This window comes from Formosimonas limnophila (assembly GCF_014652675.1).
GTDB classification, from domain to species: Bacteria; Pseudomonadota; Gammaproteobacteria; order Burkholderiales; family Burkholderiaceae; genus Hydromonas; species Hydromonas limnophila.
Genome location: NZ_BMZG01000004.1, coordinates 161,256 through 187,649, shown reverse-complemented (window position 1 = coordinate 187,649; position 26,394 = coordinate 161,256). Strand labels below are relative to the sequence as shown.

At 49.0% G+C, this 26,394-nt stretch carries 28 protein-coding genes; 15 read left to right on the top strand and 13 right to left on the bottom strand.

Going from position 1 to position 26,394, the window contains the following annotated elements:
- The first annotated feature begins 7 nt into the window (after positions 1 to 7).
- From rpmI to pheT, 6 genes are all read left to right on the top strand, one after another.
- Complete coding sequence (gene rpmI, locus IE082_RS04975) at positions 8 to 205, top strand: 50S ribosomal protein L35 (protein ID WP_189492444.1); 198 nt, start codon at positions 8 to 10, stop codon at positions 203 to 205.
- 27 nt (positions 206 to 232) lie between these two features.
- Positions 233 to 589 (top strand): 50S ribosomal protein L20, encoded by a 357-nt coding sequence (gene rplT, locus IE082_RS04970; protein ID WP_189492443.1) that lies wholly within the window; start codon positions 233 to 235, stop codon positions 587 to 589.
- A gap of 208 nt (positions 590 to 797) precedes the next feature.
- Entirely contained in the window at positions 798 to 1,826 is a 1,029-nt protein-coding gene (gene pheS / locus IE082_RS04965) for a phenylalanine--tRNA ligase subunit alpha (protein ID WP_189492441.1), read from the top strand.
- A 664-nt stretch (positions 1,827 to 2,490) separates the two neighbouring features.
- Positions 2,491 to 2,727 carry a hypothetical protein gene (locus tag IE082_RS04960; RefSeq protein WP_189492439.1) on the top strand — a complete coding sequence of 79 codons (237 nt, stop codon included), beginning with the start codon at positions 2,491 to 2,493 and terminating at the stop codon, positions 2,725 to 2,727.
- A 23-nt stretch (positions 2,728 to 2,750) separates the two neighbouring features.
- Positions 2,751 to 3,185, top strand: coding sequence for a hypothetical protein (locus IE082_RS04955; protein ID WP_189492437.1), 435 nt, complete (start codon positions 2,751 to 2,753; stop codon positions 3,183 to 3,185).
- 32 nt (positions 3,186 to 3,217) lie between these two features.
- On the top strand, positions 3,218 to 5,635 hold the full coding sequence (gene pheT / locus IE082_RS04950; RefSeq protein WP_189492435.1) for a phenylalanine--tRNA ligase subunit beta: 2,418 nt from the start codon (positions 3,218 to 3,220) through the stop codon (positions 5,633 to 5,635).
- A gap of 142 nt (positions 5,636 to 5,777) precedes the next feature.
- On the opposite strand, the gene IE082_RS04945 is transcribed toward pheT, so the two are convergent.
- Positions 5,778 to 5,927, bottom strand: a complete 150-nt coding sequence (locus IE082_RS04945) for a hypothetical protein (protein WP_189492432.1) — start codon at positions 5,925 to 5,927, stop codon at positions 5,778 to 5,780.
- A 162-nt stretch (positions 5,928 to 6,089) separates the two neighbouring features.
- Here IE082_RS04945 and IE082_RS04940 point away from each other — a divergent pair, with 162 nt between their 5' ends.
- From IE082_RS04940 to IE082_RS04920, 5 genes are read left to right on the top strand one after another with little or no spacing between them, the layout of a single operon-like run.
- The gene (locus IE082_RS04940) at positions 6,090 to 6,449 is read left to right on the top strand and encodes an integration host factor subunit alpha (RefSeq protein ID WP_189492583.1); all 360 of its coding nucleotides are present in this window, start codon (positions 6,090 to 6,092) and stop codon (positions 6,447 to 6,449) included.
- A gap of 16 nt (positions 6,450 to 6,465) precedes the next feature.
- A complete protein-coding gene (locus tag IE082_RS04935) occupies positions 6,466 to 6,957 on the top strand; it encodes a MerR family transcriptional regulator (RefSeq protein WP_189492428.1) in 492 nt (163 codons plus the stop codon).
- Positions 6,958 to 6,988: 31 nt separating this feature from the next.
- Positions 6,989 to 7,651: an HAD family hydrolase gene (locus IE082_RS04930; RefSeq protein WP_189492425.1), complete on the top strand. Its 663-nt coding sequence runs from the start codon at positions 6,989 to 6,991 to the stop codon at positions 7,649 to 7,651.
- A 2-nt stretch (positions 7,652 to 7,653) separates the two neighbouring features.
- A complete protein-coding gene (locus IE082_RS04925; RefSeq protein WP_229809727.1) occupies positions 7,654 to 9,669 on the top strand; it encodes an ATP-binding protein in 2,016 nt (671 codons plus the stop codon).
- Positions 9,670 to 9,713: 44 nt separating this feature from the next.
- Complete coding sequence (locus IE082_RS04920) at positions 9,714 to 10,322, top strand: response regulator transcription factor (protein WP_189492419.1); 609 nt, start codon at positions 9,714 to 9,716, stop codon at positions 10,320 to 10,322.
- A 57-nt stretch (positions 10,323 to 10,379) separates the two neighbouring features.
- Here IE082_RS04920 and IE082_RS04915 read toward each other — a convergent pair whose 3' ends face one another.
- Positions 10,380 to 11,246, bottom strand: coding sequence for a ZIP family metal transporter (locus IE082_RS04915; protein ID WP_189492416.1), 867 nt, complete (start codon positions 11,244 to 11,246; stop codon positions 10,380 to 10,382).
- A 291-nt stretch (positions 11,247 to 11,537) separates the two neighbouring features.
- Here IE082_RS04915 and IE082_RS04910 point away from each other — a divergent pair, with 291 nt between their 5' ends.
- From IE082_RS04910 to IE082_RS04895, 4 genes are all read left to right on the top strand, one after another.
- Positions 11,538 to 12,287 (top strand): electron transfer flavoprotein subunit beta/FixA family protein, encoded by a 750-nt coding sequence (locus tag IE082_RS04910; RefSeq protein WP_189492413.1) that lies wholly within the window; start codon positions 11,538 to 11,540, stop codon positions 12,285 to 12,287.
- Between the two features lie 26 nt (positions 12,288 to 12,313).
- Positions 12,314 to 13,243: an electron transfer flavoprotein subunit alpha/FixB family protein gene (locus tag IE082_RS04905; protein ID WP_189492411.1), complete on the top strand. Its 930-nt coding sequence runs from the start codon at positions 12,314 to 12,316 to the stop codon at positions 13,241 to 13,243.
- Between the two features lie 144 nt (positions 13,244 to 13,387).
- On the top strand, positions 13,388 to 15,184 hold the full coding sequence (locus IE082_RS04900) for an acyl-CoA dehydrogenase (RefSeq protein ID WP_189492409.1): 1,797 nt from the start codon (positions 13,388 to 13,390) through the stop codon (positions 15,182 to 15,184).
- A gap of 202 nt (positions 15,185 to 15,386) precedes the next feature.
- A complete protein-coding gene (locus IE082_RS04895; RefSeq protein WP_189492406.1) occupies positions 15,387 to 16,172 on the top strand; it encodes a sulfite exporter TauE/SafE family protein in 786 nt (261 codons plus the stop codon).
- A 110-nt stretch (positions 16,173 to 16,282) separates the two neighbouring features.
- On the opposite strand, the gene IE082_RS04890 is transcribed toward IE082_RS04895, so the two are convergent.
- From IE082_RS04890 to IE082_RS04840, 11 genes are all read right to left on the bottom strand, one after another.
- On the bottom strand, positions 16,283 to 17,527 hold the full coding sequence (locus IE082_RS04890) for an MFS transporter (protein ID WP_189492402.1): 1,245 nt from the start codon (positions 17,525 to 17,527) through the stop codon (positions 16,283 to 16,285).
- 186 nt (positions 17,528 to 17,713) lie between these two features.
- Complete coding sequence (locus IE082_RS04885; protein WP_189492399.1) at positions 17,714 to 18,136, bottom strand: bacteriohemerythrin; 423 nt, start codon at positions 18,134 to 18,136, stop codon at positions 17,714 to 17,716.
- Positions 18,133 to 19,140, bottom strand: coding sequence for an L-threonylcarbamoyladenylate synthase (locus IE082_RS04880; protein ID WP_189492395.1), 1,008 nt, complete (start codon positions 19,138 to 19,140; stop codon positions 18,133 to 18,135). Before IE082_RS04880 ends, IE082_RS04885 begins: the two co-directional genes overlap by 4 nt.
- A complete protein-coding gene (locus tag IE082_RS04875; protein WP_189492392.1) occupies positions 19,133 to 20,305 on the bottom strand; it encodes a 5-(carboxyamino)imidazole ribonucleotide synthase in 1,173 nt (390 codons plus the stop codon). The genes IE082_RS04880 and IE082_RS04875 overlap by 8 nt, the downstream gene beginning before the upstream one ends.
- 18 nt (positions 20,306 to 20,323) lie before the next feature.
- The gene (locus tag IE082_RS04870; RefSeq protein ID WP_189492389.1) at positions 20,324 to 20,941 is read right to left on the bottom strand and encodes a hypothetical protein; all 618 of its coding nucleotides are present in this window, start codon (positions 20,939 to 20,941) and stop codon (positions 20,324 to 20,326) included.
- A 42-nt stretch (positions 20,942 to 20,983) separates the two neighbouring features.
- On the bottom strand, positions 20,984 to 21,484 hold the full coding sequence (gene purE, locus IE082_RS04865) for a 5-(carboxyamino)imidazole ribonucleotide mutase (RefSeq protein ID WP_189492386.1): 501 nt from the start codon (positions 21,482 to 21,484) through the stop codon (positions 20,984 to 20,986).
- A complete protein-coding gene (locus tag IE082_RS04860) occupies positions 21,481 to 22,377 on the bottom strand; it encodes a phosphoribosylaminoimidazolesuccinocarboxamide synthase (RefSeq protein ID WP_189492383.1) in 897 nt (298 codons plus the stop codon). Before IE082_RS04860 ends, purE begins: the two co-directional genes overlap by 4 nt.
- Positions 22,378 to 22,501: 124 nt before the next feature.
- Positions 22,502 to 23,578: a class II fructose-bisphosphate aldolase gene (gene fbaA / locus IE082_RS04855; RefSeq protein WP_189492380.1), complete on the bottom strand. Its 1,077-nt coding sequence runs from the start codon at positions 23,576 to 23,578 to the stop codon at positions 22,502 to 22,504.
- Positions 23,579 to 23,972: 394 nt separating this feature from the next.
- Positions 23,973 to 24,848 carry an aldo/keto reductase gene (locus IE082_RS04850; RefSeq protein ID WP_189492377.1) on the bottom strand — a complete coding sequence of 292 codons (876 nt, stop codon included), beginning with the start codon at positions 24,846 to 24,848 and terminating at the stop codon, positions 23,973 to 23,975.
- A gap of 7 nt (positions 24,849 to 24,855) precedes the next feature.
- Complete coding sequence (locus tag IE082_RS04845) at positions 24,856 to 25,152, bottom strand: hypothetical protein (RefSeq protein WP_189492375.1); 297 nt, start codon at positions 25,150 to 25,152, stop codon at positions 24,856 to 24,858.
- A 29-nt stretch (positions 25,153 to 25,181) separates the two neighbouring features.
- The gene (locus tag IE082_RS04840) at positions 25,182 to 26,378 is read right to left on the bottom strand and encodes a phosphoglycerate kinase (protein ID WP_308429008.1); all 1,197 of its coding nucleotides are present in this window, start codon (positions 26,376 to 26,378) and stop codon (positions 25,182 to 25,184) included.
- Between the last annotated feature and the right edge of the window lie 16 nt (positions 26,379 to 26,394).

Sequence of the window (26,394 nt, the reverse complement as noted above, 5' to 3'; positions counted from 1 at the left end):
AGTTTTTATGCCTAAAATGAAAACCAAAAGCAGCGCCAAAAAGCGCTTCGTGGTTCGCCCAGGTGGTACCGTCAAGCGCGGTCAAGCTTTCAAACGTCATATTTTGACCAAGAAAACCACCAAAAACAAACGTCAATTGCGTGGTGCTGTGAATGTTGCAGCAGCGGATGTACCATCTATCCGCGCTATGATGCCTTACGCGTAACCCTAACTTAAACTAAAGGAGTCTGATATGCCTAGAGTCAAACGTGGGGTCACTGCAAGAGCCCGTCATAAGAAAGTCATCGCCCTCGCAAAGGGTTACCGTGGTCGTCGTAAAAACGTCTATCGCGTTGCCAAGCAAGCAGTCATGCGTGCTGGTCAATACGCCTACCGCGATCGTCGCAACAAAAAGCGCGTATTCCGTGCTTTGTGGATTGCGCGTATCAATGCAGCATCTCGTTCACATGCAATGACTTACAGCGCATTCATGAATGGCTTGAAAAAAGCCTCGATTGAAATCGATCGTAAAGTCTTAGCGGACTTGGCTGTGTTTGATAAACCAGCGTTTGCTGCCATCGTTGAAAAAGCGAAAGCAGCTTTGGCGTAAGCCGTTATGTTGTAAAAAATACGAGGCAAGCCATCATGGCTCTGCCTCGTTTTTTAATTTTCATCAAAGCACAGATGGGGTATCTTCGTACTGTCTTTTGATGAACGTTAAATTTCATTAGATTTGATCTGAGGTGGGCAATGCCCACCATTTGTTTCTATTTGCTCCTATTTTCTCAAATTTGCATTAAATTTAAAAAAGAAAACCAATGACCGACCTCTCTCACATCATTGATGATGCCCGCGCCGCATTTGCTTGCGCCACCCGACCAGCTGACCTCGAAAACGAAAAAGCCAAATTCCTCGGTAAAGACGGCGTGCTCACCGCGGAGCTCAAAGCCTTGGGTAAACTGCCCATCGAAGAGAAAAAAGCCCGTGGCGCCCAAGTCAACGCCGTGCGCCAACAAGTAGAAACCCTCCTCAACGATGCACGCAACGCCTTAGCCCAAGCCGCACTGAACGAAAAACTCGCCACCGAGCAGCTCGATGTGACATTGCCTGGTCGTGGTCAAGCCACAGGCGGCATTCACCCAGTCACCCGCGTCACGCGCCGCGTCGCCGCGATTTTTCGCTCGATGGGCTTTGATGTCGCCGACGGCCCTGAGATTGAAAACGATTGGTATAACTTCTCATCATTAAACAGCCCCGAAAACCACCCTGCTCGCTCAATGCAAGACACGTTTTACGTTGAGGACAAAGACGAGCGCGGTCGCCCACTCGTGCTGCGCACGCACACCAGCCCGATGCAAGTGCGCTACGCGCGTACTCACGTGCAAAACGCGCACCCACCGATTAAAGTCATCGCCCCAGGTCGCACCTACCGCGTGGACTCTGACGCGACGCACTCACCCATGTTTCATCAGGTGGAAGGCTTATGGATTGACAAAGCTGTCAGCTTCGCTGATTTAAAATCGGTCTACACCACGTTTTTACAACGATTTTTTGAGACCGACGACGTCAAGCTGCGCTTTCGCCCCTCTTATTTCCCGTTCACCGAACCCTCGGTTGAGATTGATATGGCGTTTGGTTCTGGTCCAAACGCAGGCAAGTGGTTAGAAATTTCAGGTGCAGGTCAAGTGCACCCGAGTGTGATTCGCAACTTTGGATTAGACCCTGAGGAATACATGGGCTTCGCTTTTGGTTCGGGTTTAGAGCGATTGGCGATGTTGCGTTATGGGGTGAATGATTTGCGGTTGTTTTTTGAGAATGATTTAAGGTTTTTAGGGCAGTTTAAGTAAGTCGATTAATGAAACTTGTGTTTTTATATGACAATGAAGTTTTTGATCTAAATCAACTCTAAGATTCAAACAATTACTAAATTAAGAATGGCTATGAAAACATTAAAGTTTAAGAGGATTTTATTTACATTATTGTATGTTTTTTGCAATATAGCGTTGGCTGACTTACCTATCAAGTTCATTAATGAGGCTAGTTTGCCCTATAACTACTCCCCATCAAATTATGACAATTCAGAAAGCAACTATGATAACTCAATCAGCAATTATGATAACTCACCATTAAATTACGATAATTCAGAAAGCAATTACGATAATAGTGCAGCTAAGTATGAAAAAACGGGATAAATGGTTCAAAGCGATTGATATTAAACGGGCGAACATTCGTTGGCTACCATGTAACAACAGAGAATGGAGTTACGAATTTTTTTTCAACCTCAGGAAAAAGAATGTTTTACCTTCCAAACAATGGAAAAGTCATATTTGAAGGGCGTTCGGGTAGATTCGGTGGTGTTGTGGCAACTGTTGGCAATCAATTTTCATTAGTTTTGACCGAACATGGATATAGAGTTTTACAGTTAAGCAAGTAAGGTGCAATAAGCGTGCTTTCCGCGCATTGCACCCTACGATTGATGGGTGTTTTTAGAAAAGAAGATTTGAGAGAAATATGCAATTTTCAGAACAATGGTTACGCACTTGGCTGAACCCAAGCATGACAACAGAGGAACTGGGCGACACGCTGACGATGGGCGATTTAGAAGTTGATAGGTTCGCCCCTGCCGCCCCTGCCTTTACTGGCATTGTCGTGGGGCAAATATTGTCGATGGAGAAACATCCTGACGCGGATAAGCTCAATGTCAGCCAAGTCGATGCGTGCACAGGCGAATTTTTGCACGTTATTTAAAATCAAACCGGAGTATAAAAGCCATGAGAAAAACCTTGTCCATTATTTTATTCAGCCTTGCACTGATTGGCTGCTCGAAAGAAGACCCTAGTGTTAAACAAAGCAAAATCATCATTGATATCCCAATGATTGCCTCTAAGTCACTAACCGAGGTTGAGAAGGCTATTGGCTCACATATTCAATGCCAAAACTCAAACAAAGGTCATCATTGCCTTTTCTCACAGGGCGCTGTTGAAATCACATTTGTTGAGGACAAAGCCAATCTCATAAGCCTAACCTCATTACAAGGCAAACAATTTAGTAAAGAGGTTTTAGAGTTACTAGGCCTACCATCAACGCAGCCATCTTTTAAAGACGCCACCACTGCTAAGTGGGAAGACATTGCAGGTTACTCTGCTATCACGATGTCGCTGGAACAAAACAACCAAATCAGCTCAATTTATATCGAAGTACAATAAAATTCGTACAGATCCCCTATCAAGGCTAAAAAATGCATTTTTCAGAACAATGGTTACGCACTTGGGTGAACCCAAGCATGACAACAGAGCAGCTAAGCGACACGCTGACGATGGGCGGGTTAGAGGTTGAGGAGCTCACGCCTGCAGCCCCCGCCTTTACGGGTGTTGTTGTTGGACAAATCTTATCAATCGAGAAGCATCCCGATGCAGATAAGCTCAATGTCTGCAAAGTGGATGTGGGCACTGGCGAATTGCTACAAATCGTGTGCGGTGCACCGAATGCTGCAGTGGGAATTAAGATTCCTGCGGCCTTGATCGGCGCGGAACTGCCGAATGATTTTAAAATTAAAGCCGCGAAACTGCGCGGTGTGGCATCAAGCGGGATGTTGTGCTCGGCGCGTGAGCTCGGCATCAACGATGAAGCATCGGGTTTGATGGAACTGCCATCGGATGCGCCTGTCGGTATGAATATTCGCGACTATCTGAATTTGGATGACCACGTATTCACAATTAAACTCACGCCAAACCGTGCGGATTGTTTGAGTATTCGCGGAGTGGCGCGTGATGTGGCGGCGATAACGGGTGCGCCGTTGAAATCGTTCACGGCTGAGGCGGTGGCGACAACCATTACCGATGAGTTGCCGATTCGCGTGGATGAACCAGTTGCTTGTGGTCGTTTCACAGGTCGTGTCATGAAAAACGTCAACGCCGCCGCGCCGACGCCGCTGTGGATAGTGCAGCGTTTGGAGCGCGCGGGTGTGCGTTCGATTTCAGCGTTGGTGGACATAACAGCCTATGTGATGCTCGAACTTGGTCAGCCGATGCACGTGTATGATTTGAGCAAAATCCAAGGCACATTGCACGCGCGTATGGCGAAGAATGGTGAGTCGATTAAGTTATTAAACGAACAAACCCACACGTTACAAGACGATGTCTTGGTGATTGCCGACGACTCAGGTGCAATTGGCATTGCGGGGATTATGGGTGGTGATTCAACGAAGGCCGAATTGCACTCAACAGACATTTTTCTCGAAGCAGCGTTTTTCTCACCCGACGCGATTGCAGGCAAGGCGCGTAGATTGAAGTTTTCCACCGATGCGTCGCATCGCTATGAGCGCGGTGTGGATTTTATGAATCAGCGTGAAGCCATCGAGTACGCAACTCGTTTGGTGCTTGACATCTGCGGCGGTGAGGTGGGGCCTGTATCAGAAGTCATCAGCACATTACCGACTCGTGGCGAATTGACCATGCGCGTATCGCGTGCGCAGAAAGTCATTGGCGTGGCCATTCCTGCGGATGATATGGCGAAACATTTGAGCCAATTACAATTAGCCGTCACGCGCGGCAATGATGACAAACACGGTGAAACGCTCACGGTCACCGCACCGTCATACCGATTCGACATGGCGATTGAAGAAGACCTCATCGAAGAAGTTGCGCGTCTGTTCGGCTACGACAACATCCCCGTGCGTGACCCTGTCGCGACAATGACCATGCTCAAAGTGCCTGAATCCGAACGCGTGCTCGATGCCGTTCGTGACGCATTAGTGACGATGGACTACCAAGAGGTGATTAACTTCTCATTCATCGACGATGCGCTTGAGTCAGATTTCGCGGGTAAGGACAGCGACCCAATTAAGTTGCAAAACCCCATCGCTTCATCGCTTTCGGTCATGCGCACGCAGCTCATCGCGTCCCTCGTCATGAATCTGAAAACTAATCTGGCACGTTCACAATCACGCGTTCGGGTGTTTGAAATCGCCAAAGTGTTCCACCGTGACACCAAAGTCACTGCTTCTGACAGCACCGTGCCCAACATCGCCCAGCCACTCAAACTCGCGGGCTTGGCCTATGGTTCAAACGCGCCTGAACAATGGGCAAGTGTCACCACCGACATCGATTTTTATGATGTCAAAGGCGATATTGAGCGCCTGTTCGCGCCATCTAAATTGACATTTGAACCACACAGCCACGTCGCCGCTCACCCAGGTCGTTGCGCAAAAATCGTATTGAATGGCCAAACCATCGGCTGGCTGGGACAAATGCACCCACGTTTGCAACAAGCACATGACCTGCCTAAAGCCCCGATGTTGTTTGAATTAGATGCCACCGCGGTCATCGCTCGCACCGTCCCTATCGCATCGGACGTCTCAAAACAACAAATGGTCACGCGCGATCTCGCTCTCATTGTCCCACGCGACGTCTCTGCTCAAGCCATCGAAAATGCCTTTGCCGCATTGCGTCAAAAAGATGCGAGCGCAGCCATCATTCGTGACGTACAATTATTTGACCTGTACCAAGGCGAACACATGGCCGCGAATGAAAAAAGCATGGCATACCGCTTTCATTTGCAAGACATGAACGCCACGCTCACCGATGCACAGATTGATGACTTGATGCAAAAAGTGTTAGCGACGGTCATTGAGCAAACGGGCGCGCGGTTGCGTTGAGAGATCTAGTCATGAAAGATGACAAGCAAGCCCACCCAACCCCAAAAACCTCAGAATCTCAGGGTAAGCGCATGTTAGTTCCTTCCAGTGCCCAACGAAATAGAATTGGGTACTGTGCTGGGTTTTCAGAAACAGCTGTGGATCAAAGCTCATCCTGTGCACCGAGCACACCACCGAAGCAATCTAGGCAAATCAGCACAGAAACGATGTCATTCGATGCATGAAAACCAACAGGCAGTGCCCAAAACACCTTCAACGTCAAGCCGAAACACAGCGCGTGGTAAAAAAACAACCGTTCACAAAAAGTAACAAAACGAACCAAAATAAAGCAGAGTTTCCATTACCCGCGTTTTAAAAATGAATTAAAATCAGCGACTTACAAAAAACAGCAGCGACGCAGGAATGTGACATGAATTTTGATGACGATGTGGTCAAAGCCACCCTAAATGATTTGATGATGGATGCAGGCGGTGAATTTACCCTCACCAAAGCAGAGCTAGCAGAGGTGTTATTTGCCCAAGTAGGGTTAAATAAACGCGAAGCCAAAGAAATGGTGGAAGCGTTTTTTGAAGAAATTCGCACTGCATTAGAGCACGGCGACATCGTCAAACTGTCAGGGTTTGGCAATTTTTCCGTGCGCGACAAAGCCTCACGACCAGGACGCAACCCAAAAACGGGCGAAATGGTGCCGATTGCGGCACGTCGCGTCGTCACATTTCACGCCAGCCAAAAATTCAAAGCTGCCGTTGAGGGCACGCCCGCACCAACCGACAGCACGACATTTGCACAGCCAAACCAAGCGGCTTTTGCCTAATTCATAAAGCGACACCATGACCCAACCGCAAGGCTACGTCTTAACCCAAGACTTACCCGCTATCCCTGCCAAACGCTACTTCACCATCGGTGAAGTCAGCACTCTGTGCGGCGTTCGCTCGTATGTCCTGCGCTATTGGGAACAAGAGTTCGAACAACTGCGTCCGATGAAGCGCCGTGGTAACCGCCGTTACTACCAACACCATGAGGTTTTGTTGGTACGAAAAATTCGCGCCCTGCTGTACGAAGAAGGCTACACAATAGCAGGCGCACGCCAACAGTTGGATGTAAAAGTCATTGACGAGCCGGCTGGTTTCGAGCTGTTAGCCGACAATACTAATGAGCTTGAATTAAGTAGTCAGAACGATACTGAAGCAGAAGACCCCGCCCCTAAGCTCGAGACAACACCGTCTGTTAGTACATCGCAGGTGAGACCCGAGCAAAACCAAACAAACCACCAAACATGGATTGACGAGCTAAAAATTGCCCGAGATTTATTAAATCACTAAGCACACTCAATCATGCATAGGATGAACAAACATGCACCATGATTTTTACCATAAGAAACTGGTGATATTTGACTGGGATGGCACGCTGTTCGACTCAACAGGCATTATAGGTCACGCATTACAACAGTCCTGTGCAGCCATCAATCAACCGATTCCCACTCTAAAAGACGCTCAAAAAGTCATAGGCCTCGGTTTCACTGAAGCCATCGAGGCCTTAGTTGGCCCACTCAGCGCAACACAAACCGAGGTATTCATGCAATCATATCGCCGTCATTATTTTAGCGGTGAAGAGATTGTGACTCTGTTTGAGGGGGTTACCTCTTTGCTTGATGGCTTACGCACACAAAATAAACTCACCGCCGTCGCTACAGGTAAGTCTCGTGCAGGCCTGAATCGTGTGTTGCAACACGCATCATTGAAAAACCGCTTTGATGCCACCCGAACCGCAGACGAAACCATCTCTAAGCCACACCCTCAGATGCTGTTTGAGTTACTCGAAGAGCTGGAAGTTCATCCAGATGAAGCAATCATGATTGGAGACACCACGTATGACGTGGATATGGCACACGGGGCAGGCATAACTGCAATTGGGGTCACTTATGGTGCACATGACGCAGATACGTTGGCCAGTAGTCAGCCTGCTATTTTGGTGCGCAGTGTCGCTGAGTTGCAGCAGCTATTGATGCGAAACTGAATATGTATAATACCGTGGCCCAAAGCAAAGAATTCATTAGCAGATACCGTATTTGGTACTGGCTACCTTTGCTCATGATTTTAATTCTCTTGCCAATCGGTTTGCAAACCTATCAAAAAGTGACCAAAAAAGAGCACCAAGAAAACATTGATGTGCTCACATCAGACCTATACTGGTTAGATCAAACCATTCAAAGTCGCTTAGCCAATCAACAAACCCAAGTCTTAAACTTGGTTCAAGACATCGAACGACTCAATCTACCACACAGCGCATTCTCTGAGCGAGGTAGTAAACTCATTGAGTCTAATCAAGAGCTGGTCTCTGTCTCGTGGTTTGACACGCAAGGTCAGCTGTTGTCAACGACGTCCCCCATCAAGCAAAAAATCAGCAAAGCGCCCATTGAGCGCGACCTCATCGAACAAAGTGGTTTAGACGCAGCATTGGCCAAACGCAGTGTACAAAACACTGGGCCATTTGCAATGCAAGATCAAACGTTTGAAGCAACCACTTTTCAGCCAATCTTTGATGGAAAGAGCAACACGGTCGGTTTAATTAAAATTCAGTACAACCTCAGTCAAATGCTCGATGATGTCATTCCCAAGTGGTTTGTGGATAAATACCATGCCCATGTATTTCGCAAGGACACATCCATCTACACAACGCAGCATGACAAACACACGAGCTTTGACAGCACAATTCCGACAGTCGATCGTGACATCAAATTAGCAAACACCACACTCACATTCACAGCTCAAATTTACCCAGATGGTCAAGCATGGGTGCTGCGTACTTTGTTATTGGGCATGCTTGGTTTATTACTCGCGTTGCTCATCAGTGTTCTTTTATTGGCACGCGATATTGGCCGCCGCCGCGCGACAGAGAAAGAATTACGCCAACAGCACAATCTGCGACACGCCATCGAAAACTCACTTGCCATCGGCGTTCGAGCCCACTCGCTTGATGGTGCAATCATTTACACCAACCCTGCGTTTTGCAACATGATTGGCTACACACCCGAAGAAATTCTCTATATCCCACCGCCACTTCCGTATATTCCGCTCGAAGAAACCAAAAAACTCATGGCAATGCGCGACATGATTTTGGCAGGTGGAGACCTGATGACCGACCATCTCGAAATCAAGATGCGCAAAAAAAATGGTGAGTTGATTGATACAGTGATGCGAGGTGGTTTGCTTTATGATGAAGACCAACAACGGATTGGCTGGATCACTTCAGTTGAAGACGTGACCGAACGAAAAACCCTGCAAGCTTTTCAAGCCTCAGAGCAAAAACGCTTAGAATCAATTAACCACTTGCTCAACATGGGCGAGATGGCTTCTTCCATCGCACACGAGTTAAACCAGCCGCTGTCGGCCATATCAGGCTATGCCACGGGCTTGTCTAACCGCATACAAAAAGACAGCAGTTCCGTCTCCACCGAAAAGCTCATCGAAATCACCGAAAAAATCCGCAGACAAGCCGAGCGAGCAGCACATGTGGCACGGCGCGTCATGCAATTCGTGCGTCAAAAAGAGTTCTCGCCACGGCACACCAACGTGCACGAGATTATTGAGCAGGCACTCGAATTTATGGAGCTTGAGCTGCGTCAGCATCAATGCACGATTCGCAATGAAGTTGCTGATGTGGAGTTGCCAGAAATCTTTGTTGACAGCGGCATGATTCAACAAACACTCATCAATGTCATTCGCAACGCGATTGACGCGATGAACCATCACAGCAATGAGAAAAAAATCATTACCATTACAGCGTCCAAGTATTCGGATCAACACATTTTGCTGGGTATTTTTGACAATGGTCCTGGAATCCCAGCCGAGAAAGTCGAAGCGGTGTTTCAAGCGTTTTATACAACCAAGAAAAATGGTGTCGGTATTGGCCTAAATATCTGTCGCACCATGATAGAATCAAACGGTGGGCGCATGTGGGCGAAAGCCGACTCAGTGGGGGGCGTTTTTTATATCACGCTGCCGATTGCCACATCCAGCGACACCATCGAATAAATCAGTCTCACCAAATGGTCAACACAATATAAAAGGGAAAAACCATGCAAGTATATGTCATAGATGACGAAGAAGCACTGCGCGACTCTCTCTCTTGGCTCTTAGAGTCTCGCGATTTAAAATGCGATTGTTTCGCATCAGGGGAGTCATTTTTAGCCGCCTTACCCGTATTACCACAAGACACCGCCTCGTGCATCATTCTCGATATTCGCATGGGTGCAGGCATGTCGGGGATTGAGCTTTTTCAACGAATCCCCGAAGTTGCCCATCAATGGCCTGTGATATTTTTATCAGGACACGGCGACATTGCACTGGCTGTCACAGCCGTCAAACAAGGTGCCTTTGATTTTCTTGAAAAACCATTTGCCGATAATCAACTGGTTGACCGTGTCTTTGAGGCTATCGCTTTAAGCAGACAACGCCAAACAAACGCCAGTCAGTCAGAAGTCATTCGCGACCGCTTGAATCAGCTAAGCCCGCGAGAATTAGATGTGATGGAAGGCATTCTCAATGGTAAGGCCAACCGTGACATTGCTATTGACCTTGAGATGGCTGTTCGCACGGTCGAGGTGCACCGCGCCAGTATCTTTAAAAAAATGGGGGTTAAGGGTGCAGTTGAGCTGATTAATTTACTACAAGTTTTAGAAGTTTAGTCGAAGCTGCTCTGCCAAAGACTCAAAAAAAACAGCGTCCGTTTGACGCTGGTTTTTTCACAATACGCTGCGCGACCACATCAAAGCATGCGGCTCTTCACGCTCATGCTGCTCCATTTCATGGCTGTGACTGTGTTGGTGCGCAGGACTCAAAAGCCAAACCAATGCCACACCACACAGCAGCATGGCCGCTTGAGTCAATCCTGCACGAAGTCCTTTGTGCGCGTTAATCTGTGGAATCAAATCAGCAACAGCAATGTACAGAAACGAGCTGGCCGACACCACCAAGACATAAGGTACAAAACTTTCAAATCCTGATAAAACATAAAACCCCAGCACACCTCCCAGCACAGCCATTAGACCACAAGCCAGTGTATACGCCAGTGCACGAACACGGGTAAACCCCGCATTTAGCAGCACCGAAAAATCACTCAATTTGTGCATGATTTCATGCAAACCGATACTCACCGCGGTGAGCCAGCCCAATCGGACATCGGTTAAAAACGCCGCGGCAATCAGCAAACCATCGGCAAAATTATGCACACCACTACCGACCAAAATCATCCACCCACCACGTCCAGCTTCTTCTTTATCAAAACCATGGTGGTGGTCATGTCCGTCGTGCTCATGATGATGATTGTGGCGAAACAAAGATAGCTTTTCCAATAAAAAGAAACCAACCAGTCCAATTAACAAAAACACAAATAACGAATTATGTGACAACCCTTGCTCAACCAAGCCTTCTTGTGCTTCAGGCAGCAACCTCAGTAATGCCATGGCCAACAACGCACCTGCAGCCAAACTAACCAGATGCTGAGCACCTTTGTTGTAAAGCCAAATTCCAGCGACAGCAGCCATCAAGAGACTCGCAATCACCAAGATTAGATTAACTCCAATAATTTGAAAAAGAACAGAATAATTCATATAAATACCTTTACGACTTTCATTTAATAGTAATGCGCTGGGTGATAATGCCACTCAGCGTGAAGCGAGACCAAACTTTTTTGACCTCGTGCAACCATCATAACAGACGTGTCAAGCTCCTTACATAATAGGCAGACTCAAAAAGCATTGCGCAAATCGAACGACTGTGCTATTTTTATGCTTCACGCCAAAAAGCTCAGCAGGAGAAGCGCGCACAAACACAAAGGCTGCGCGTATAATGGCTCGCTTGGTTAACCAAACCGCTCAAAAACGCTCACACGGAGACCCTTCATGAAAGTATTAATTCCTGTCAAACGCGTTGTCGATTACAACGTCAAAGCCCGCGTCAATGCCGCAGGCACCGATGTTGACATCGCCAGCGCGAAAATGTCCATGAATCCTTTTTGCGAAATCGCCGTCGAAGAGGCCGTGCGTCTCAAAGAAGCGGGGATTGTTACTGAAATCATCGCAGTCTCTGCAGGCGTGACTCAATGCACAGAAACCTTGCGCAGTGCAATGGCACTCGGTGCTGATCGTGGCATTTTGATTGAAACCAATGAAACACTCCAACCACTCGCGGTTGCTAAGCTTCTAGCGGCTGTGGTTAAAAATGAATCACCAGACCTCGTCATTCTGGGCAAACAAGCCATTGACGACGACTCAAACCAAACGGGTCAAATGCTCGCCGCCTTGACTGACATGCCACAAGCGACATTCGCCTCTAAAGTTGTGATTGCCGATGGCAAAGCCACTGTCACACGCGAAATCGATGGCGGTTTGGAAACATTGTCCATGAGTCTGCCTGCGGTCATCACTACGGATTTGCGTCTGAATGAACCACGCTACGCAACTCTGCCTAACATCATGAAAGCGAAGAAAAAACCGCTTGATACCACCACCCCAGAAGCACTCGGTGTGGATGTCACACCCCGTCTCAAAACCCTCAAAGTCATGGATCCTCCAACGCGCAAAGCCGGCATCATCGTGCCTGACGTTGCGACTTTATTAGACAAACTTCGCAACGAAGCGAAAGTTTTGTAATCACATAACAATACTGGAGAATCTTCATGACCATTTTAATCATTGCAGAACACGACAACAACGCCGTCCTCAAATCAACACTAAATACAGTCACCGCGGCCACCCAAATCGGTGGTGACATCCATGTCGCCGTGCTCGGCTCAGGTATTGCTGCGGCAGCCACTTCAGCCGCGGCCATCGCTGGTGTGTCAAAAGTCATCACTTTTGATGATGCTTCGCTCGCCAATCAAACCAGTGAAGCGATTGCCGCGCAAATCCTAGCCATCGCAGGCAACTACAGCCACATCCTCGCACCAGCCACCTCGATTGGCAAAAGCGTTTTGCCACGCGTCGCCGCCAAGCTTGACGTCGCACAAGTTTCTGACATCATTAAAGTTGAATCGGCTGACACATTCGTTCGCCCGATTTATGCAGGCAATGTCCTCGCCACCGTACGGGCGACTGACGCGATCAAAGTTATCACCGTGCGCACCACGGGCTTTGACGCCGCAGCCGCCGCTGGTGGTTCTGCCGCGATTGAAGCACAATCGGTTCAACCTGCTGGCAACGGCGCAACATTCGTCTCTCGAGAAGTCGTTAAATCGGATCGCCCTGAATTGACCGCTGCCTCAATCGTTGTCTCTGGTGGTCGTGGTGTCGGCTCTTCTGAGAATTTTAAAATCATTGAAGCGCTCGCTGACAAACTCGGCGCCGCCATGGGTGCGTCACGCGCCGCCGTCGATGCAGGCTTTGTGCCCAATGATTTACAAGTCGGCCAAACCGGTAAAATCGTCGCGCCGCAGTTGTACATTGCTGTCGGCATTTCGGGTGCCATTCAACACCAAGCGGGTATGAAAGACTCAAAAGTCATCGTCGCCATCAATAAAAACCCAGACGAACCGATTTTCCAAATTGCGGACTACGGCATTGTTGGCGATTTGTTTGAAGTCGTGCCACAACTAACCAACGCGCTGTAAGGCACACAAAACCCAGTGAATACATTCGACTGGGTTTTTTACTGATTAAAAATAGCACCATCGTTTCATTTCTAACATTTTGCCAGCTGTGCAAGAGTAGAAGAATGAACCGCAACACAACAAAAAGTCCCATCGGAGAGACAAATGACCTATACAGCCCCCCAAAAAGACATGCTATTCACCCTTGAGCACGTCGCCAATGCGAACCAAATCCTCGCTGACATCCATAGCGAAATCGACTTTGACACCATCGCAGGCGTGATGGACGAAGCGGCCAAACTCACACAAGACGTCATCGCACCGCTCAATCGCTTGGGCGACCTCGAACCGTCATTCCTCAAGGATGGCAAAGTCACCACCACCGCAGGCTTCAAAAATGCGTTTGACCAATACACCCAAGGCGGCTGGCAAGGCCTCTCACATCCCGAAGACGTCGGCGGCCAAAACCTGCCCAAACTCCTCGCGACTGCTTGTATGGAAATGCTCAACTCAGCGAATTTATCCTTTGCGCTGTGCTCTCTGCTCACCGATGGCTCGATTGAAGCCTTGCTCACCGCAGGCTCAGAAGAACAAAAACAATTATTCATCCCACGCATGATTTCAGGCCAATGGACAGGCTCAATGAACTTGACCGAGCCGCAAGCAGGTTCAGACTTGGCGCTCGTGCGCACGCGTGCTGAACCGCAAGCCGATGGCACTTATAAAGTGTTCGGCACGAAAATTTTCATCACCTACGGTGACCATGACTTAGCAGAGAATATTATTCATCTCGTGCTCGCCCGCACACCAAGCGCACCTGAAGACATCAAAGGCATTTCGCTGTTCATCGTCCCGAAAGTCAATGTCAATCCAGATGGCTCGCTTGGCGCACCAAACGATGTGCAATGTTTGTCTCTCGAACACAAACTCGGCATTAAAGCCAGCCCAACGGCAGTACTCCAATTCGGTGACAACGGCGGTGCGACAGGCTACCTCATCGGTGAAGAAAACCGTGGTCTCGAATACATGTTCATCATGATGAACGCCGCTCGTTTCGCCGTCGGCATTCAAGGCTTATCGGTGATGGAACGCTCATACCAGCATGCACTCAGCTACGCACGTGAACGCTTGCAAAGCCGCCCCGTCGATGGCAGCGCACGCGAAGCCGTCGCCATCATTCACCACCCCGATGTCAAACGCATGCTGCTCACCATGAAATCCACCATCGAAGCCTGTCGCGCCATGGCCTATCACGCAGCGGGTTTATCAGACATCGCTCACCATCATGCGGATGCAGAAGTACGAGCCGCCGCATTGGCACAATACGAATTCATGGTACCACTCGTCAAAGGCTACTCGACCGAGCAGTCCATTGACGTGACCAGTCTCGGCGTACAAATCCACGGCGGTATGGGCTTTATCGAAGAAACAGGTGCAGCGCAATATTACCGCGACGCACGCATTTTGCCGATTTACGAAGGCACAACCGCGATTCAAGCAAATGATCTGATCGGTCGAAAAACATTGCGTGACGGTGGTGCCGTGGCCTTGTCATTCGCTGATCAAATCGGCCTGACGGTCAGCGAGTTAAATCAGTCAGGCAACGCCTCACTCACAGCCATCGCCACGTCACTGTCCGCAGCAAACGCAGCATATCGCAGCGTCGTCGCTCATGTACTGGCGCACACCAAATCCAACCCGAACAATGTCTTCGCAGGCTCAGTGCCCTACCTCAAACTCGCAGGCCTGACCATCAGCGCATGGCACAGCGCACGTGCTGCTTTGGCAGCACAAGCTCAGTTGGACGCAGGCAACAACGATGGTGAATTCATGACCGCAAAGATTCAAACGGCATTGTTCTACGCACAGCACCTGTTGCCACAAGCCTCTGCGATTGCCAGCTCAATCACAGAAGGCGGCGAAGCCGTGGCACAGTTTGATGTAAGCGGTTTTTATAGTTAATCGCAAAGTAAAACCCTACTTTGCGCTTGTTCCAGTTTGAGATTTTGAGCGGGAAACCAGCACAAAATCTACGAAAAACCAAATAAACTCAATGCCCAGACCATTGGATTATTTAAGGTTTTTACTATAGACACGATCATCTGTGTACAATCAAAGCCCCGCTTAACCAGATGGTTGCGGGGCTTATTTTTTGGAACGCATCATGCCTGACACCGCCACGCTGCTTTTACTCATACTCACAGGTTTCATCGCAGGTGTTTGTAATGCCGTTGCGGGCGGCGGAACATTTTTCACATTGCCTGTTTTTTTGGCGGCAGGACTGCCGCCCGTTTTAGCCAATGCCTCGAACGCACTGGCTGTCTGGCCAGGCCACATACTGGCCTCGGTCACTTACCGTCATCTCCTGTGGCAACACCGAAAAATGCTGCTAAGAGTCTGCTTGATTGGCCTTATAGGAGCAGTGATCGGCGCATGGCTGCTGTCGCAAGTCGGCAATGCACGCTTTCGCGCTCTGATTCCGATGCTGATATTGGTAGCGACTTTGCTGTTTGCTTTTGGCAAACAAATTCATGACCACTTTGCTCATCGTCCTGTGCCACGCAGCATGTCTTTAGAACATTTGAGTCTCTTGGCAGCATTCATACAGCTCATATTAGCGATTTATGGTGGTTTTTTTAGCGCGGGGTTGGGCGTGATGCTGATGGCCATGCTGATGTTGTTTGGCGTGCACGATATGCAATTAAACAATGCGTTCAAAAATGCCATCGCCAGTGTCATCTCCACCGTCGCCGTGCTGATATTCATCCTCAATGGTATGGTTGTTTGGTCTCACGCCTTACCTGCCTTCGCCGCCTGTATTGCCGGCGGCATCGTTGGTGCCAAACTCGCCCAACGACTGCCCGCACAATGGCTCAAGTACACCGTGGTCGGGACAGGATTGTTGCTCACCGTGTACTACGCATGGACGATTTATGGGCGTCATAGTTAATTGCAAAGTAAAACCCTACTTTGCGATTGATTAAAATTAGAGATTTTGCGCGGGAAACCCGCACAAAATCTGGGAAAAAGCAGAAACAACCCGAAATCAAAACCATCGGATTATTTATGAATTTGACTATAAACCATTCCCTTGCTTTGTGATTTAAAAAACCAAAGACACAGCAGCCCCAACAAAGCCATCACACCACCATAATGCATCACCGCCCCTGCCCACGGTGTTTGAGTATGGGTGAAATAATCAAACACCCATGCCGAAGCAAGCGGCCCAATAATCACGGTTAAACTTTCGATACCTGCGATGGCCCCTTGTACCGCCCCCTGCTCGTCGTCATTCACCGCCTGAGACACCATGCTCGACATCAAAGGATGCACGACATTCATCAAAGCCCCCACCACCGTCGCCACCAACAAAACAAACAAAGTGCTCGCAGAACCAATCAAAAACATCTCTGCTGCCTGAGACATCAGCCCGACCATCAGCAAACGCCGCTCACCAAAACGTTTGGCCAACACATCCATCAAACCACCCTGTACCGCCGCGCCCATCAACCCGACGAACATCAACAGCAGTCCAATTTCTTTCGCGCCCCAATGCATTTGATGCTGCAAAAATAAATTCCAATTCGTGATTAACGCCTGAAAAGCCAAGCCCGATAAAAACACCACCACCGCCAGACGCCACACCACTAGAACGTGGACAAAGCCTGTGAACACCGCTAGTGGATTGGCCTGCGACCATGTCACACGCGCGTTGCGCTGCTCACGCGGCAACGACTCAGGCACGACAAAATAGCCATAAACCAGATTAACCAAACACAAGACAGCAGCGAAATAAAAAGGCAAGCGTACATCCACATCACCGAGCAAACCACCGATCGCAGGCCCTAAAATAAACCCCAAAGCCCACATCATGCCCAACCGTCCATAGGACATTGTCCGCTCATCCGCATCGGTGATGTCCGCCAGATATGCCATCGACACCACATAACTCTCGCCGCAAATCCCCGCAAACGCCCGTGCGACAAACACCCAAAACAACGACGTCACGTTGGCCAAAAACACATGATCAATCGCCAAACCCAGCATCGACAGCAACAACAAAGGCCGCCGTCCAAACCTGTCCAACAACGCGCCCATCAGTGGCGCAAACAAAAAACTCGTCACGCCATACAACGCAAGCAAATAACCATTGAGCATAATAATATTGTCCACAGGCTCGCCAGTAATGCTTTGCAACAGAGGCTGAACCACAGGAACAATCATGCCGATGCTCATCATATCGATAAACACGAGCACGTAGATGAACCGCATCGCAGCGGTTTTTTGAGAAACAGAAAATGTCATATTGACCTCAAAACGAAAATAGAAAAGCAGAGGACGCACCGCGCCTCTGTGCTGTGTGCAATCAGCGCATCAGCCCAATCAATCCCGTCCAGATATCAAATTTGTGAATCGACATTTTTAAAAGGAGATATGTTTAATCTTTTTTAGAGTTATAGAATTATTTTCAATCATTGCGCGCAAAATCCATCAATGCGCCGCACCCACCTCAGAGTGCACATCCGCACCTGTTGACTCAATGAAATACGTCAACGCATAGTCCATCGTCGTGGCGTGAATCCGCAACCACGCCGACAGCTCAGTGGCCAGTATCGAAGCGAACTCCGTCTCGCCCGCAGCCACTCGTGCACGAACTTGTTTCATGACACCGAGCACCTGTTTGTGCTCACCAACATGGCAACCAGCGGCGGGAAAACTCAACCGCGCCATCCATGTTTCTTCTAGGGCAAAATGCTCTGCCGTGTGCGCAATGCATTCGTCCAGCACAGTCACCAGCTCATCTGTTGGAGCTGCCGCTAAGCGGTTGAGCAAAACCACGAATTCCTGATGGGTTTGATCCAGCGTTGCGTTGCCCAGCACCATTTCGTCATCCCACGTCATCACGTCACTCATGATTGCTCCTCATTTGAGCCAACAACGGCTCGTTTTAACCGATCACGCACCGCATCCCATGCCGGATGCTCAGGCAAATCCTCCACCACAATCCGTGGCGCAGCGTGGCCGTCGAGTTCACGTAAAGCATGATACAAACCTTGAGCATAACCGACCGCATCATCGGGCAAGCGAATATGCGCCGCAAAACCCGCCACATCAAAATCAGGCGAATGGCACAGCACCACACCAGCAGCCTCCACAACCTCACTCGCCCATACCAATGGGGTTCGTGGTGCATAATGCGCCAGTAATGTTCCAGAGGCACGCGGTGCGTTGGGATCTACTTTTTGGTGACTTTGGTGAACCTGTGGCATCACACCCGTCACGCGATGCACATCATCTGCCGTGATGTGTCCTAACCTTAAAATCACTGGCATGCCGCGCGTCAAATCAACAATCGTCGATTCAATCCCCACATCCGAGACATCACCATCGAGCACCCACACCGCATCACCGAACTCATCCCGCACATGCGCTGCACGCGTTGGACTAACGCGGCCAAAATGATTCGCCGATGGTGCAGCCACACCGACCGCTGGGTGATTCTGCAAAACAGATAACTCACGCAAAACCGCTTGAGCCAAAGGATGTGCGGGGCAACGCAAGGCAATCGTGTCTTGCCCGCCCGTCACTGTCGCGTCAATCTGCTCAGCTTTTGGCAATACCAACGTGAGTGGCCCAGGCCAAAACGCCGCTGTGAGTTGCTCAATCATCACATGCGTCGCGTCAGAAACACGTGTCTCATCAACCCACGCGAAAATATCCGCACCGTGCGCAACATGCGTGATCAGCGGATGTGTAATCGGGCGATTTTTCAATTCATAAATACGGCGCACCGCGGCAGGATTACGCGCGTCGGCGGCCAAACCATAGACCGTTTCTGTGGGCAAGCCAATCAACTCACCGTTGTTTAATTTTTCTGCGGCGAGTTCAATTTGTTTATCCACTGCAACATCAGTCATGTACACCACCCGCTAAACCCAGCGTCTGCATCGCAGCCTCACAGCGCAGTGCAGCTTTTTCTAAACGTTTGCCAACGAAGTTTACATGTCCCATTTTGCGCGCCATTCGCGGTTCGGCTTTACCATACAGATGCAAAAAACTATCGACATTGGAGAGCACATCCGCCCAGTCAGGCGAGCGCTCTTTCCCCTCAGCATCAAACCAAACGTCGCCTAAAATATTGAGCATCACCGCAGGGCTGTGCTGGTGCGTCGCACCCAAAGGCAGTCCCACCAAGGCACGAACCTGTTGCTCAAACTGGCTGGTCAAGCACGCATTCATGGTGTAATGCCCAGAATTATGCGGCCGTGGTGCCATTTCATTGGCCACGAGTGAACCATCCTCTAAGATGAAAAACTCGACACACAGCACACCGACATAGCCCATGGCTTGCGCGACATTCGCCGCCGCAGTTTGCGCGCGTGCTGTCAGTGCCTCATCCGCAGAAGGCGCAGGCGCACTCGATGTGTGCAAAATCCCGTCTCGGTGAACGTTCTGCGCGAGCGCATAATGCGCCACAGAGCCATCCCAACCACGAGCCAGCAATGCGGAAACCTCAAACTTGAGTGGTAAACGTTTTTCCAACACACACGGCACATTGTTCAGACCATTCCATGCCGCAGACAAGTCATCCGCCGTGCGAATCGACACTTGCCCTTTGCCATCGTAGCCCATACGGGCGGTTTTTAAAATCGCGGGGAATAATTCTGCGCGACTTTGCGCCTCAGCCAATTCGGCTCCATCACGAATCACTGCATACGGCGCAACCGCCACCCCACCTTTTTGTAAAAATTCTTTTTCGACAATCCGATCCTGTGCAATCGCCACCGCATCACCCGACGGCGCGACGGGAATCACTTTCCCCAGCTGACGCAAGACATCCGCAGGCACGTTCTCAAACTCAGTCGTCACCGCAGCGCAGTGCGCAGCCATCTCATCAAGTGCCGCCGCATCATCATACGCCGCACAAATATGCCGATTCGCCACTTGCCCAGCAGGACTATTCGCATCGGGATCGAGCACCCAAACCGCATAGCCCATGGCTTGCGCCGATTGGGCAAACATGCGGCCGAGCTGGCCGCCACCAATGACGCCAAGTATGGCTGATGGAAAACTTAGATTCATTCTTTTCACAATTTTTTATCAACCTTTGGGCAATTTATCTATCTGTTGCAAAACCATTTTTTCTTTATCTTCTGGACTCATAAAAAAACTCTCATAAATTAGAAAAAACAGTAATATCAAGAGAATTAAAACAAATGCCCAAAATCCAAACGGATAAGCATACTTCTCGAACTCTGTCCTCTCCGCCTTAAATGAGGCAATGTTATCCTCAGATTTAATCTCAACTCCAAACACACTTCCGTCTGAGTATTGAGCAAGTTGCAATTTATCTGCCACCACACTTAAAGAAACCTCCTCTCCAGGACGTATCCTTTCAAAGACGACCATGGATTGATCTTGGAGAATATTGCAGCCAACACTTGAATCAACATAAAAAATGATATCTGATGCTTTCGTTGAAATGGTTTTAAATGAAACCTGAACATTCTTCTCTAAATTACTCCCATTATTTTTAATTTTGATCGATATTGCATCAAGCTCTTTTACTTGTACGTAACCGACAACTTTATATTGGAGATCTCGATCTGGAAATACCGTTTTAATTAAATATGGTATAAGTGCAGCTAGAATTACAACAACCGCACCGAAAACCATGTTAAAAACATCGAACTTAAATCTACTTTTTTTTTCGTCCATATCGTCTCCCTGAGGTAACGGCAATAAAAATTCTTATATTAATTAGTCTTTCAACGTCATCGCCGCCGCATGCTCATACTGCTTCACCCGAAACGCATGGAGTTTTTCCGCCAACACCTCATCGTGCATGGCCAAATTCGCCACAGCGTGTAACGCCGCATTGGCTGCTCCTGCTTCGCCGATGGCGAATGTGGCGACTGGGACACCTTTGGGCATTTGGACAATTGAGTAGAGCGAGTCTTCGCCACGCAGGTATTTGGATGGGACAGGTACGCCAAACACGGGGACAATGGTTTTCGCTGCGAGCATACCGGGTAAATGTGCTGCACCGCCCGCGCCCGCAATGATGGCTTTGATGCCTCGGCCATGCGCCAATTCTGCATAGTCAAACATATCATCGGGCATGCGGTGTGCAGACACGACTTTTGCTTCATAGGGGACGTTAAACAGCGTGAGCATATCAACCGCATGTTTCATCACATCCCAATCCGATGATGAACCCATGAGAATGCCGACCAACGGCGTGGCGTGTGTGTGGCTCATAGTAACTCCAATGTTTGACCTGTGATTTTGAGCAATGCTTCGCGGTATTTCGCTGCGGTGGCATCAATGATGTTTTGGGGCAATGCAGGCGCAGGCGGCGTTTTTTGCCAATCCAAGGTTTCGAGATAATCCCGCACATACTGTTTGTCAAAGCTCGGCGGGCTGATGCCCACGCGGTACTCGTCCGCTGGCCAGTACCGCGAGGAGTCTGCGGTTAGGACTTCGTCCATCACGTGCAACACACCGTCATCGTCCAAACCGAATTCAAATTTGGTATCCGCGATGATGATACCGCGCGTCGCTGCATAATCGGCGGCTTTTGAGTACAAGGCAAAACTCACGTCACGAATCTGATTCGCCAGTTCAACGCCAATGCGATTTTTCACTTCATCAAAAGAGATGTTCTCATCATGTTCACCCACCGCCGCTTTCGCAGCAGGTGTGAACAATGGCTCTGGCAATTTTTCTGCCAACAGTAAACTCGCAGGCAAATCAATGCCGCAAACTTGCCCCGTTGCCAAATAGTCTTTCCACCCCGTACCAATGATGTAGCCACGCACCACGGCCTCGACCATAATCGGCTTGAGGCGCTTGACCACGACGCTGCGGCCTTTGACCTGCTCGCGCTCATGCTCGGCAACGACGGATAAAGGATCAATACCCGTCAGGTGATTGGGCACCACGTCATGAAGCTGCTTGAACCAAAAATTACTCATTTGATTCAACACGCGCCCTTTATCAGGAATCGGCTCATTCATCACCACATCAAATGCCGACAACCGGTCTGTGGTGATCATCAACAACGTTTTATCATCGACAATATACGTGTCACGCACTTTGCCTTTGGCAAGCAACGGCAAAGAAGTAATCGATGTGGCGTAAAGAGCAGACATGGTGGTTTTCCAAAAACAGGGTTATCAAAACAAGACGCCCAATGAGCAGAACTCAATGGGCGAAACGATGAGGCCATATTTTACCGTGAAATCACGGGTTTAGGCGTGTTTTAATGAGTCAGAATTACAAGACATTTTGCGCATTTAACTCACGAAACGCCTGCAAAAGACGTTCCACCATAGACTCTTCGCCTTTACGCAACCAGACACGCGGGTCATAATATTTTTTGTTCGGTTTGTCGTCACCATCTGGGTTTCCGAGCTGGGTTTGCAAGTAATCTTTGTTATCCGCGTAGTAGTTCAAAATACCCACCCAGTTTGCCCACTGGGTGTCGGTATCGATGTTAATTTTCACGACGCCGTATTCAATCGATTCTTTGATTTCTGCGGCTGATGAACCTGAACCACCGTGAAATACGAAGTCAAGCGAATTAGTGGGAATACCAAATTTCTCAGAGACAAATTTTTGTGAGTTGTCCAAAATTTTGGGCGTGAGTTTCACATTCCCAGGCTTGTACACACCGTGGACATTACCAAATGAGGCGGCGATGGTAAAACGTGGGCTGATTTTAATGAGTTGCTCGTAGGCATAAGCGACGTCTTCGGGCTGAGTGTAGAGCGCAGAAGCATCGACGCCTGTGTTGTCCACTCCATCTTCTTCGCCACCTGTGACACCCAACTCAATTTCAAGTGTCATACCGAGTTTATCCATGCGCTTTAGGTATTCTGCGCAGATGGCAATATTTTCTTCCAAAGGCTCTTCCGACAAATCGAGCATGTGCGATGAAAATAATGGTTTGCCCGTTTCTTGAAAAAACGTTTCACCTGCGTCAAGCAAACCATCAATCCACGGCAGTAATTTTTTCGCCGCATGATCTGTATGTAAAATTACAGGCACGCCATAAGCACGAGCCATCGTGTGCACATGACGTGCACCCGCGATTGCACCAAGGACGGCGGCCTGCTGGCCATCGCCCTTAAAACCTTTACCCGCGATAAACGCCGCGCCGCCGTTTGAGAACTGAATGATGACGGGAGATTTCGCTTTTGCCGCTGCTTCCAGCGTGGCATTGATGGTGTCTGAATTAACACAGTTAACGGCGGGTAAGGCATAGCGACCTGCCTTGGCCAAAGCAAAGATTTTTTGCACATCATCGCCAGTGACGACACCTGCTGAAACATGATTGAGAATGTTGCTCATAAAAAGCTCCTAAAGATAAAAAATGACACGTTTGTCTCATACACAAACGTCTCATTTCTCATCAACTTTCTTTGAAAACAACCTCAAAATACCAAACGTAACTAAAAAAGACATCAACATCAGCAAGACATTAATCACGCTAAACAACCACCAAGGCAAATCAAACCCATGGGAAACCCACGTTCCAACCTGCACCCCAACCACCAAAGAAGAGCCTATAGTCCAAATGATTATCTTTTGAAACATGACTTGAAATGGCACACCTTTTCGATGTCCAATCACCGTCACCACCGCAATGGACAGAGTACACAAACAAACCAGAAGAAAAAATAAACCCGTCATTACAGCCTCACAATGAGTTCAAACTCAATGATTCAAAGTCACAAGGGTTCACCTAAGCCACCTCAAAACCACGAGAGGCTTCCAAAAGCGCATACCAATCCGAATCTTCAAGCACCACAGCCACAGATTGAACCATCGCACGGATGCGGTCAATATTTGTGCTGCCTAAAATCACCTGAGCTTGTGATTGTCGATGTCGCACCCAGGCAATCAACAGTTGAGCAGCATCAGCATCATATTTACGCACCAGCCTATCTAACACCAATCGAATTCGCTCATGAGTAGGTGAGTCAGCACGCGTTAAATAATCACCCAAGGGCGACCAAATTTGAGGTGTCAATCCAAGCGTTCTGAGCTGCAATAAAGTATTGTCAAACAAAGCAGCAGGCTGCGTCAAGGACAACTCAACTTGATTTGTGACCAACGGAAACAAGCGATTAAGCTGCTCAAACGCGTACACATCAAAGTTACTCACACCAAACTGACGCACCAGCCCAAAATCTCGCAATTCGCGGAACGTTTCTGCCATCTCATGCAAATCCATCAAAGGTGATGGCCGATGAATCAACAGAGTATCCAAATAATCAGTACCCAATTGCTCAAGGCTGCGCATCACACTGGCATGTATATATTGGCTGGAAAGATCGTAGTTTTTAACCGCAGCGGGCGAATTTTGTCCTGCCAGTACAATTCCACACTTTGAAATCAAATGAAGCCGCTCACGCGGAATGCCACTTAACCTCAATGCCTGTCCAAACAATGCCTCCGTCGTATAACCACCATAGATATCCGCCAAATCAAAAGTGGTCAAACCGCACGATACGCTCTGGCTCAATAAATCTGCCGCTGCCGATGCTGATAAATTCGCCCCCCATGCGCCCCAGCGCATAGTGCCTAAAATAAAAAGTTGGTTAGCGTCACTCATCATGGCCTGTTTACGAACCCGCCATTTTCTGCATACGCTCTAACGACTGTTTGCAGTACGCATCGGCTTCTTGTTGTCCGATTTTCACCCAATTTTGCTTGTCATAGGCCAAGCGTTTGAGCAATGTTGCTTTGACATCATCAGCCTGCTTGTTGGCATACGCTTCGACGAAACTCGCATATTGCTCACAAATCGGTGCATTGCTGTTTGTAACTACCGTGGCTGTTTTGCTATCAGTTTTGCTGTCCACTTTTGGTTGGCAAGCTGTCAAAGCCACAATACCCACAATCATCATCCATAGTTTCATTATCTACTCCCAGAATTTAATTTGAAGCCTCAACCTTTGGCACGGATTTCCAAAACCGCTACCGCAGGTAAAGTCTTGCCTTCCAAAAACTCGAGGAACGCGCCGCCACCTGTCGAAATATAACTGACTTTGTCGCTGATGTTGTATTTGGCAATCGCAGCCAGTGTATCACCGCCGCCCGCAATCGAAAAACCATCAGAGTCAGCAATCGCCTGCGCCAAAACCTTCGTCCCGTTGCCAAATTGATCAAACTCAAACACGCCCATCGGACCGTTCCACACAATCGTGCCCGCACTGAGCAGTTGTTTGGCGATAGCCGCTGCGGTTTCAGGGCCAATATCAAGAATCATGTCATCGGCCTCAACATCTGTAGCCGCTTTGACCGTCGCAACGGCGTCTTTGGAGAATTCTTTTGCACACACCACATCAGTGGGAATCGGCACTGTCGCGCCACGAGCCATCATTTTCGCCATAATGCTGCGTGCCTCTTCAACGAGGTCAGGTTCGGCCAGTGATTTACCAATCGGCAAACCCGCTGCGAGCATGAACGTATTGGCAATGCCGCCGCCGACGATGAGCTGATCAACTTTATCGGCGAGGCTTTTCAATATGGTCAATTTGGTCGACACTTTAGAGCCTGCAACAATGGCCGCCAATGGTTTTTTGGGCGCCAATAATGCTTTGCCCAATGCGTCAAGTTCCGCTGCGAGCAATGGCCCTGCCACAGCAATCGGAGCGTATTTGGCAATGCCATGCGTCGTCGCTTCAGCACGATGAGATGTGCCGAATGCGTCGTTGACGTAAATGTCGCACAAAGCGGCCATTTTTCGCGCCAACGCCTCATCGTCTTTTTTCTCACCTTTATTGACGCGGCAGTTTTCGAGCACGACCACTTGACCGACAGCAACCTCAACACCATCGACCCAATTTTGTTTGAGCTCTGCGGATTGGCCCAGTAATTGAGCGATGCGCTCTGCCACGGGTTGGAGCGAATCGGATGGTTTGAATTCACCCTCTATCGGACGACCCAAATGAGAAGTCACCATCACGGCAGCACCCGCCTCTAACGCCATCTTAATGGCGGGAATCGAAGCACGAATTCGCGTGTCATCGGTGATTGCGCCAGCGTCATCCTGAGGCACATTTAAGTCCGAGCGAATAAAGACACGCTTGCCTTGTAAGGCGTTATCAGCGATGAGCTGAGCTAAGGTTAAAACATTCATGATGACCCTTTTGGTTTGG

Bases quoted from the DNA above. Each gene is read 5' to 3' on its own strand.
- IE082_RS04885 (WP_189492399.1), bottom strand. From the start codon at position 18,136: ATGAGTGACGTGATGACGTGGGATGACGAAATGGTGCTGGGCAACGCA.
- pheT (WP_189492435.1), top strand. From the start codon at position 3,218: ATGCATTTTTCAGAACAATGGTTACGCACTTGGGTGAACCCAAGCATG.
- IE082_RS04915 (WP_189492416.1), bottom strand. From the start codon at position 11,246: ATGAATTATTCTGTTCTTTTTCAAATTATTGGAGTTAATCTAATCTTG.
- IE082_RS04925 (WP_229809727.1), top strand. From the start codon at position 7,654: ATGTATAATACCGTGGCCCAAAGCAAAGAATTCATTAGCAGATACCGT.
- IE082_RS04935 (WP_189492428.1), top strand. From the start codon at position 6,466: ATGACCCAACCGCAAGGCTACGTCTTAACCCAAGACTTACCCGCTATC.
- IE082_RS04880 (WP_189492395.1), bottom strand. From the start codon at position 19,140: ATGACTGATGTTGCAGTGGATAAACAAATTGAACTCGCCGCAGAAAAA.
- IE082_RS04870 (WP_189492389.1), bottom strand. From the start codon at position 20,941: ATGGACGAAAAAAAAAGTAGATTTAAGTTCGATGTTTTTAACATGGTT.
- IE082_RS04845 (WP_189492375.1), bottom strand. From the start codon at position 25,152: ATGAAACTATGGATGATGATTGTGGGTATTGTGGCTTTGACAGCTTGC.
- IE082_RS04940 (WP_189492583.1), top strand. From the start codon at position 6,090: ATGATGGATGCAGGCGGTGAATTTACCCTCACCAAAGCAGAGCTAGCA.
- pheS (WP_189492441.1), top strand. From the start codon at position 798: ATGACCGACCTCTCTCACATCATTGATGATGCCCGCGCCGCATTTGCT.
- IE082_RS04910 (WP_189492413.1), top strand. From the start codon at position 11,538: ATGAAAGTATTAATTCCTGTCAAACGCGTTGTCGATTACAACGTCAAA.
- IE082_RS04960 (WP_189492439.1), top strand. From the start codon at position 2,491: ATGCAATTTTCAGAACAATGGTTACGCACTTGGCTGAACCCAAGCATG.
- IE082_RS04860 (WP_189492383.1), bottom strand. From the start codon at position 22,377: ATGTCTGCTCTTTACGCCACATCGATTACTTCTTTGCCGTTGCTTGCC.
- IE082_RS04920 (WP_189492419.1), top strand. From the start codon at position 9,714: ATGCAAGTATATGTCATAGATGACGAAGAAGCACTGCGCGACTCTCTC.
- IE082_RS04875 (WP_189492392.1), bottom strand. From the start codon at position 20,305: ATGAATCTAAGTTTTCCATCAGCCATACTTGGCGTCATTGGTGGCGGC.
- IE082_RS04900 (WP_189492409.1), top strand. From the start codon at position 13,388: ATGACCTATACAGCCCCCCAAAAAGACATGCTATTCACCCTTGAGCAC.
- IE082_RS04895 (WP_189492406.1), top strand. From the start codon at position 15,387: ATGCCTGACACCGCCACGCTGCTTTTACTCATACTCACAGGTTTCATC.
- IE082_RS04955 (WP_189492437.1), top strand. From the start codon at position 2,751: ATGAGAAAAACCTTGTCCATTATTTTATTCAGCCTTGCACTGATTGGC.
- fbaA (WP_189492380.1), bottom strand. From the start codon at position 23,578: ATGAGCAACATTCTCAATCATGTTTCAGCAGGTGTCGTCACTGGCGAT.
- rplT (WP_189492443.1), top strand. From the start codon at position 233: ATGCCTAGAGTCAAACGTGGGGTCACTGCAAGAGCCCGTCATAAGAAA.
- IE082_RS04850 (WP_189492377.1), bottom strand. From the start codon at position 24,848: ATGATGAGTGACGCTAACCAACTTTTTATTTTAGGCACTATGCGCTGG.
- IE082_RS04890 (WP_189492402.1), bottom strand. From the start codon at position 17,527: ATGACATTTTCTGTTTCTCAAAAAACCGCTGCGATGCGGTTCATCTAC.
- IE082_RS04930 (WP_189492425.1), top strand. From the start codon at position 6,989: ATGCACCATGATTTTTACCATAAGAAACTGGTGATATTTGACTGGGAT.
- IE082_RS04905 (WP_189492411.1), top strand. From the start codon at position 12,314: ATGACCATTTTAATCATTGCAGAACACGACAACAACGCCGTCCTCAAA.
- purE (WP_189492386.1), bottom strand. From the start codon at position 21,484: ATGAGCCACACACACGCCACGCCGTTGGTCGGCATTCTCATGGGTTCA.
- rpmI (WP_189492444.1), top strand. From the start codon at position 8: ATGCCTAAAATGAAAACCAAAAGCAGCGCCAAAAAGCGCTTCGTGGTT.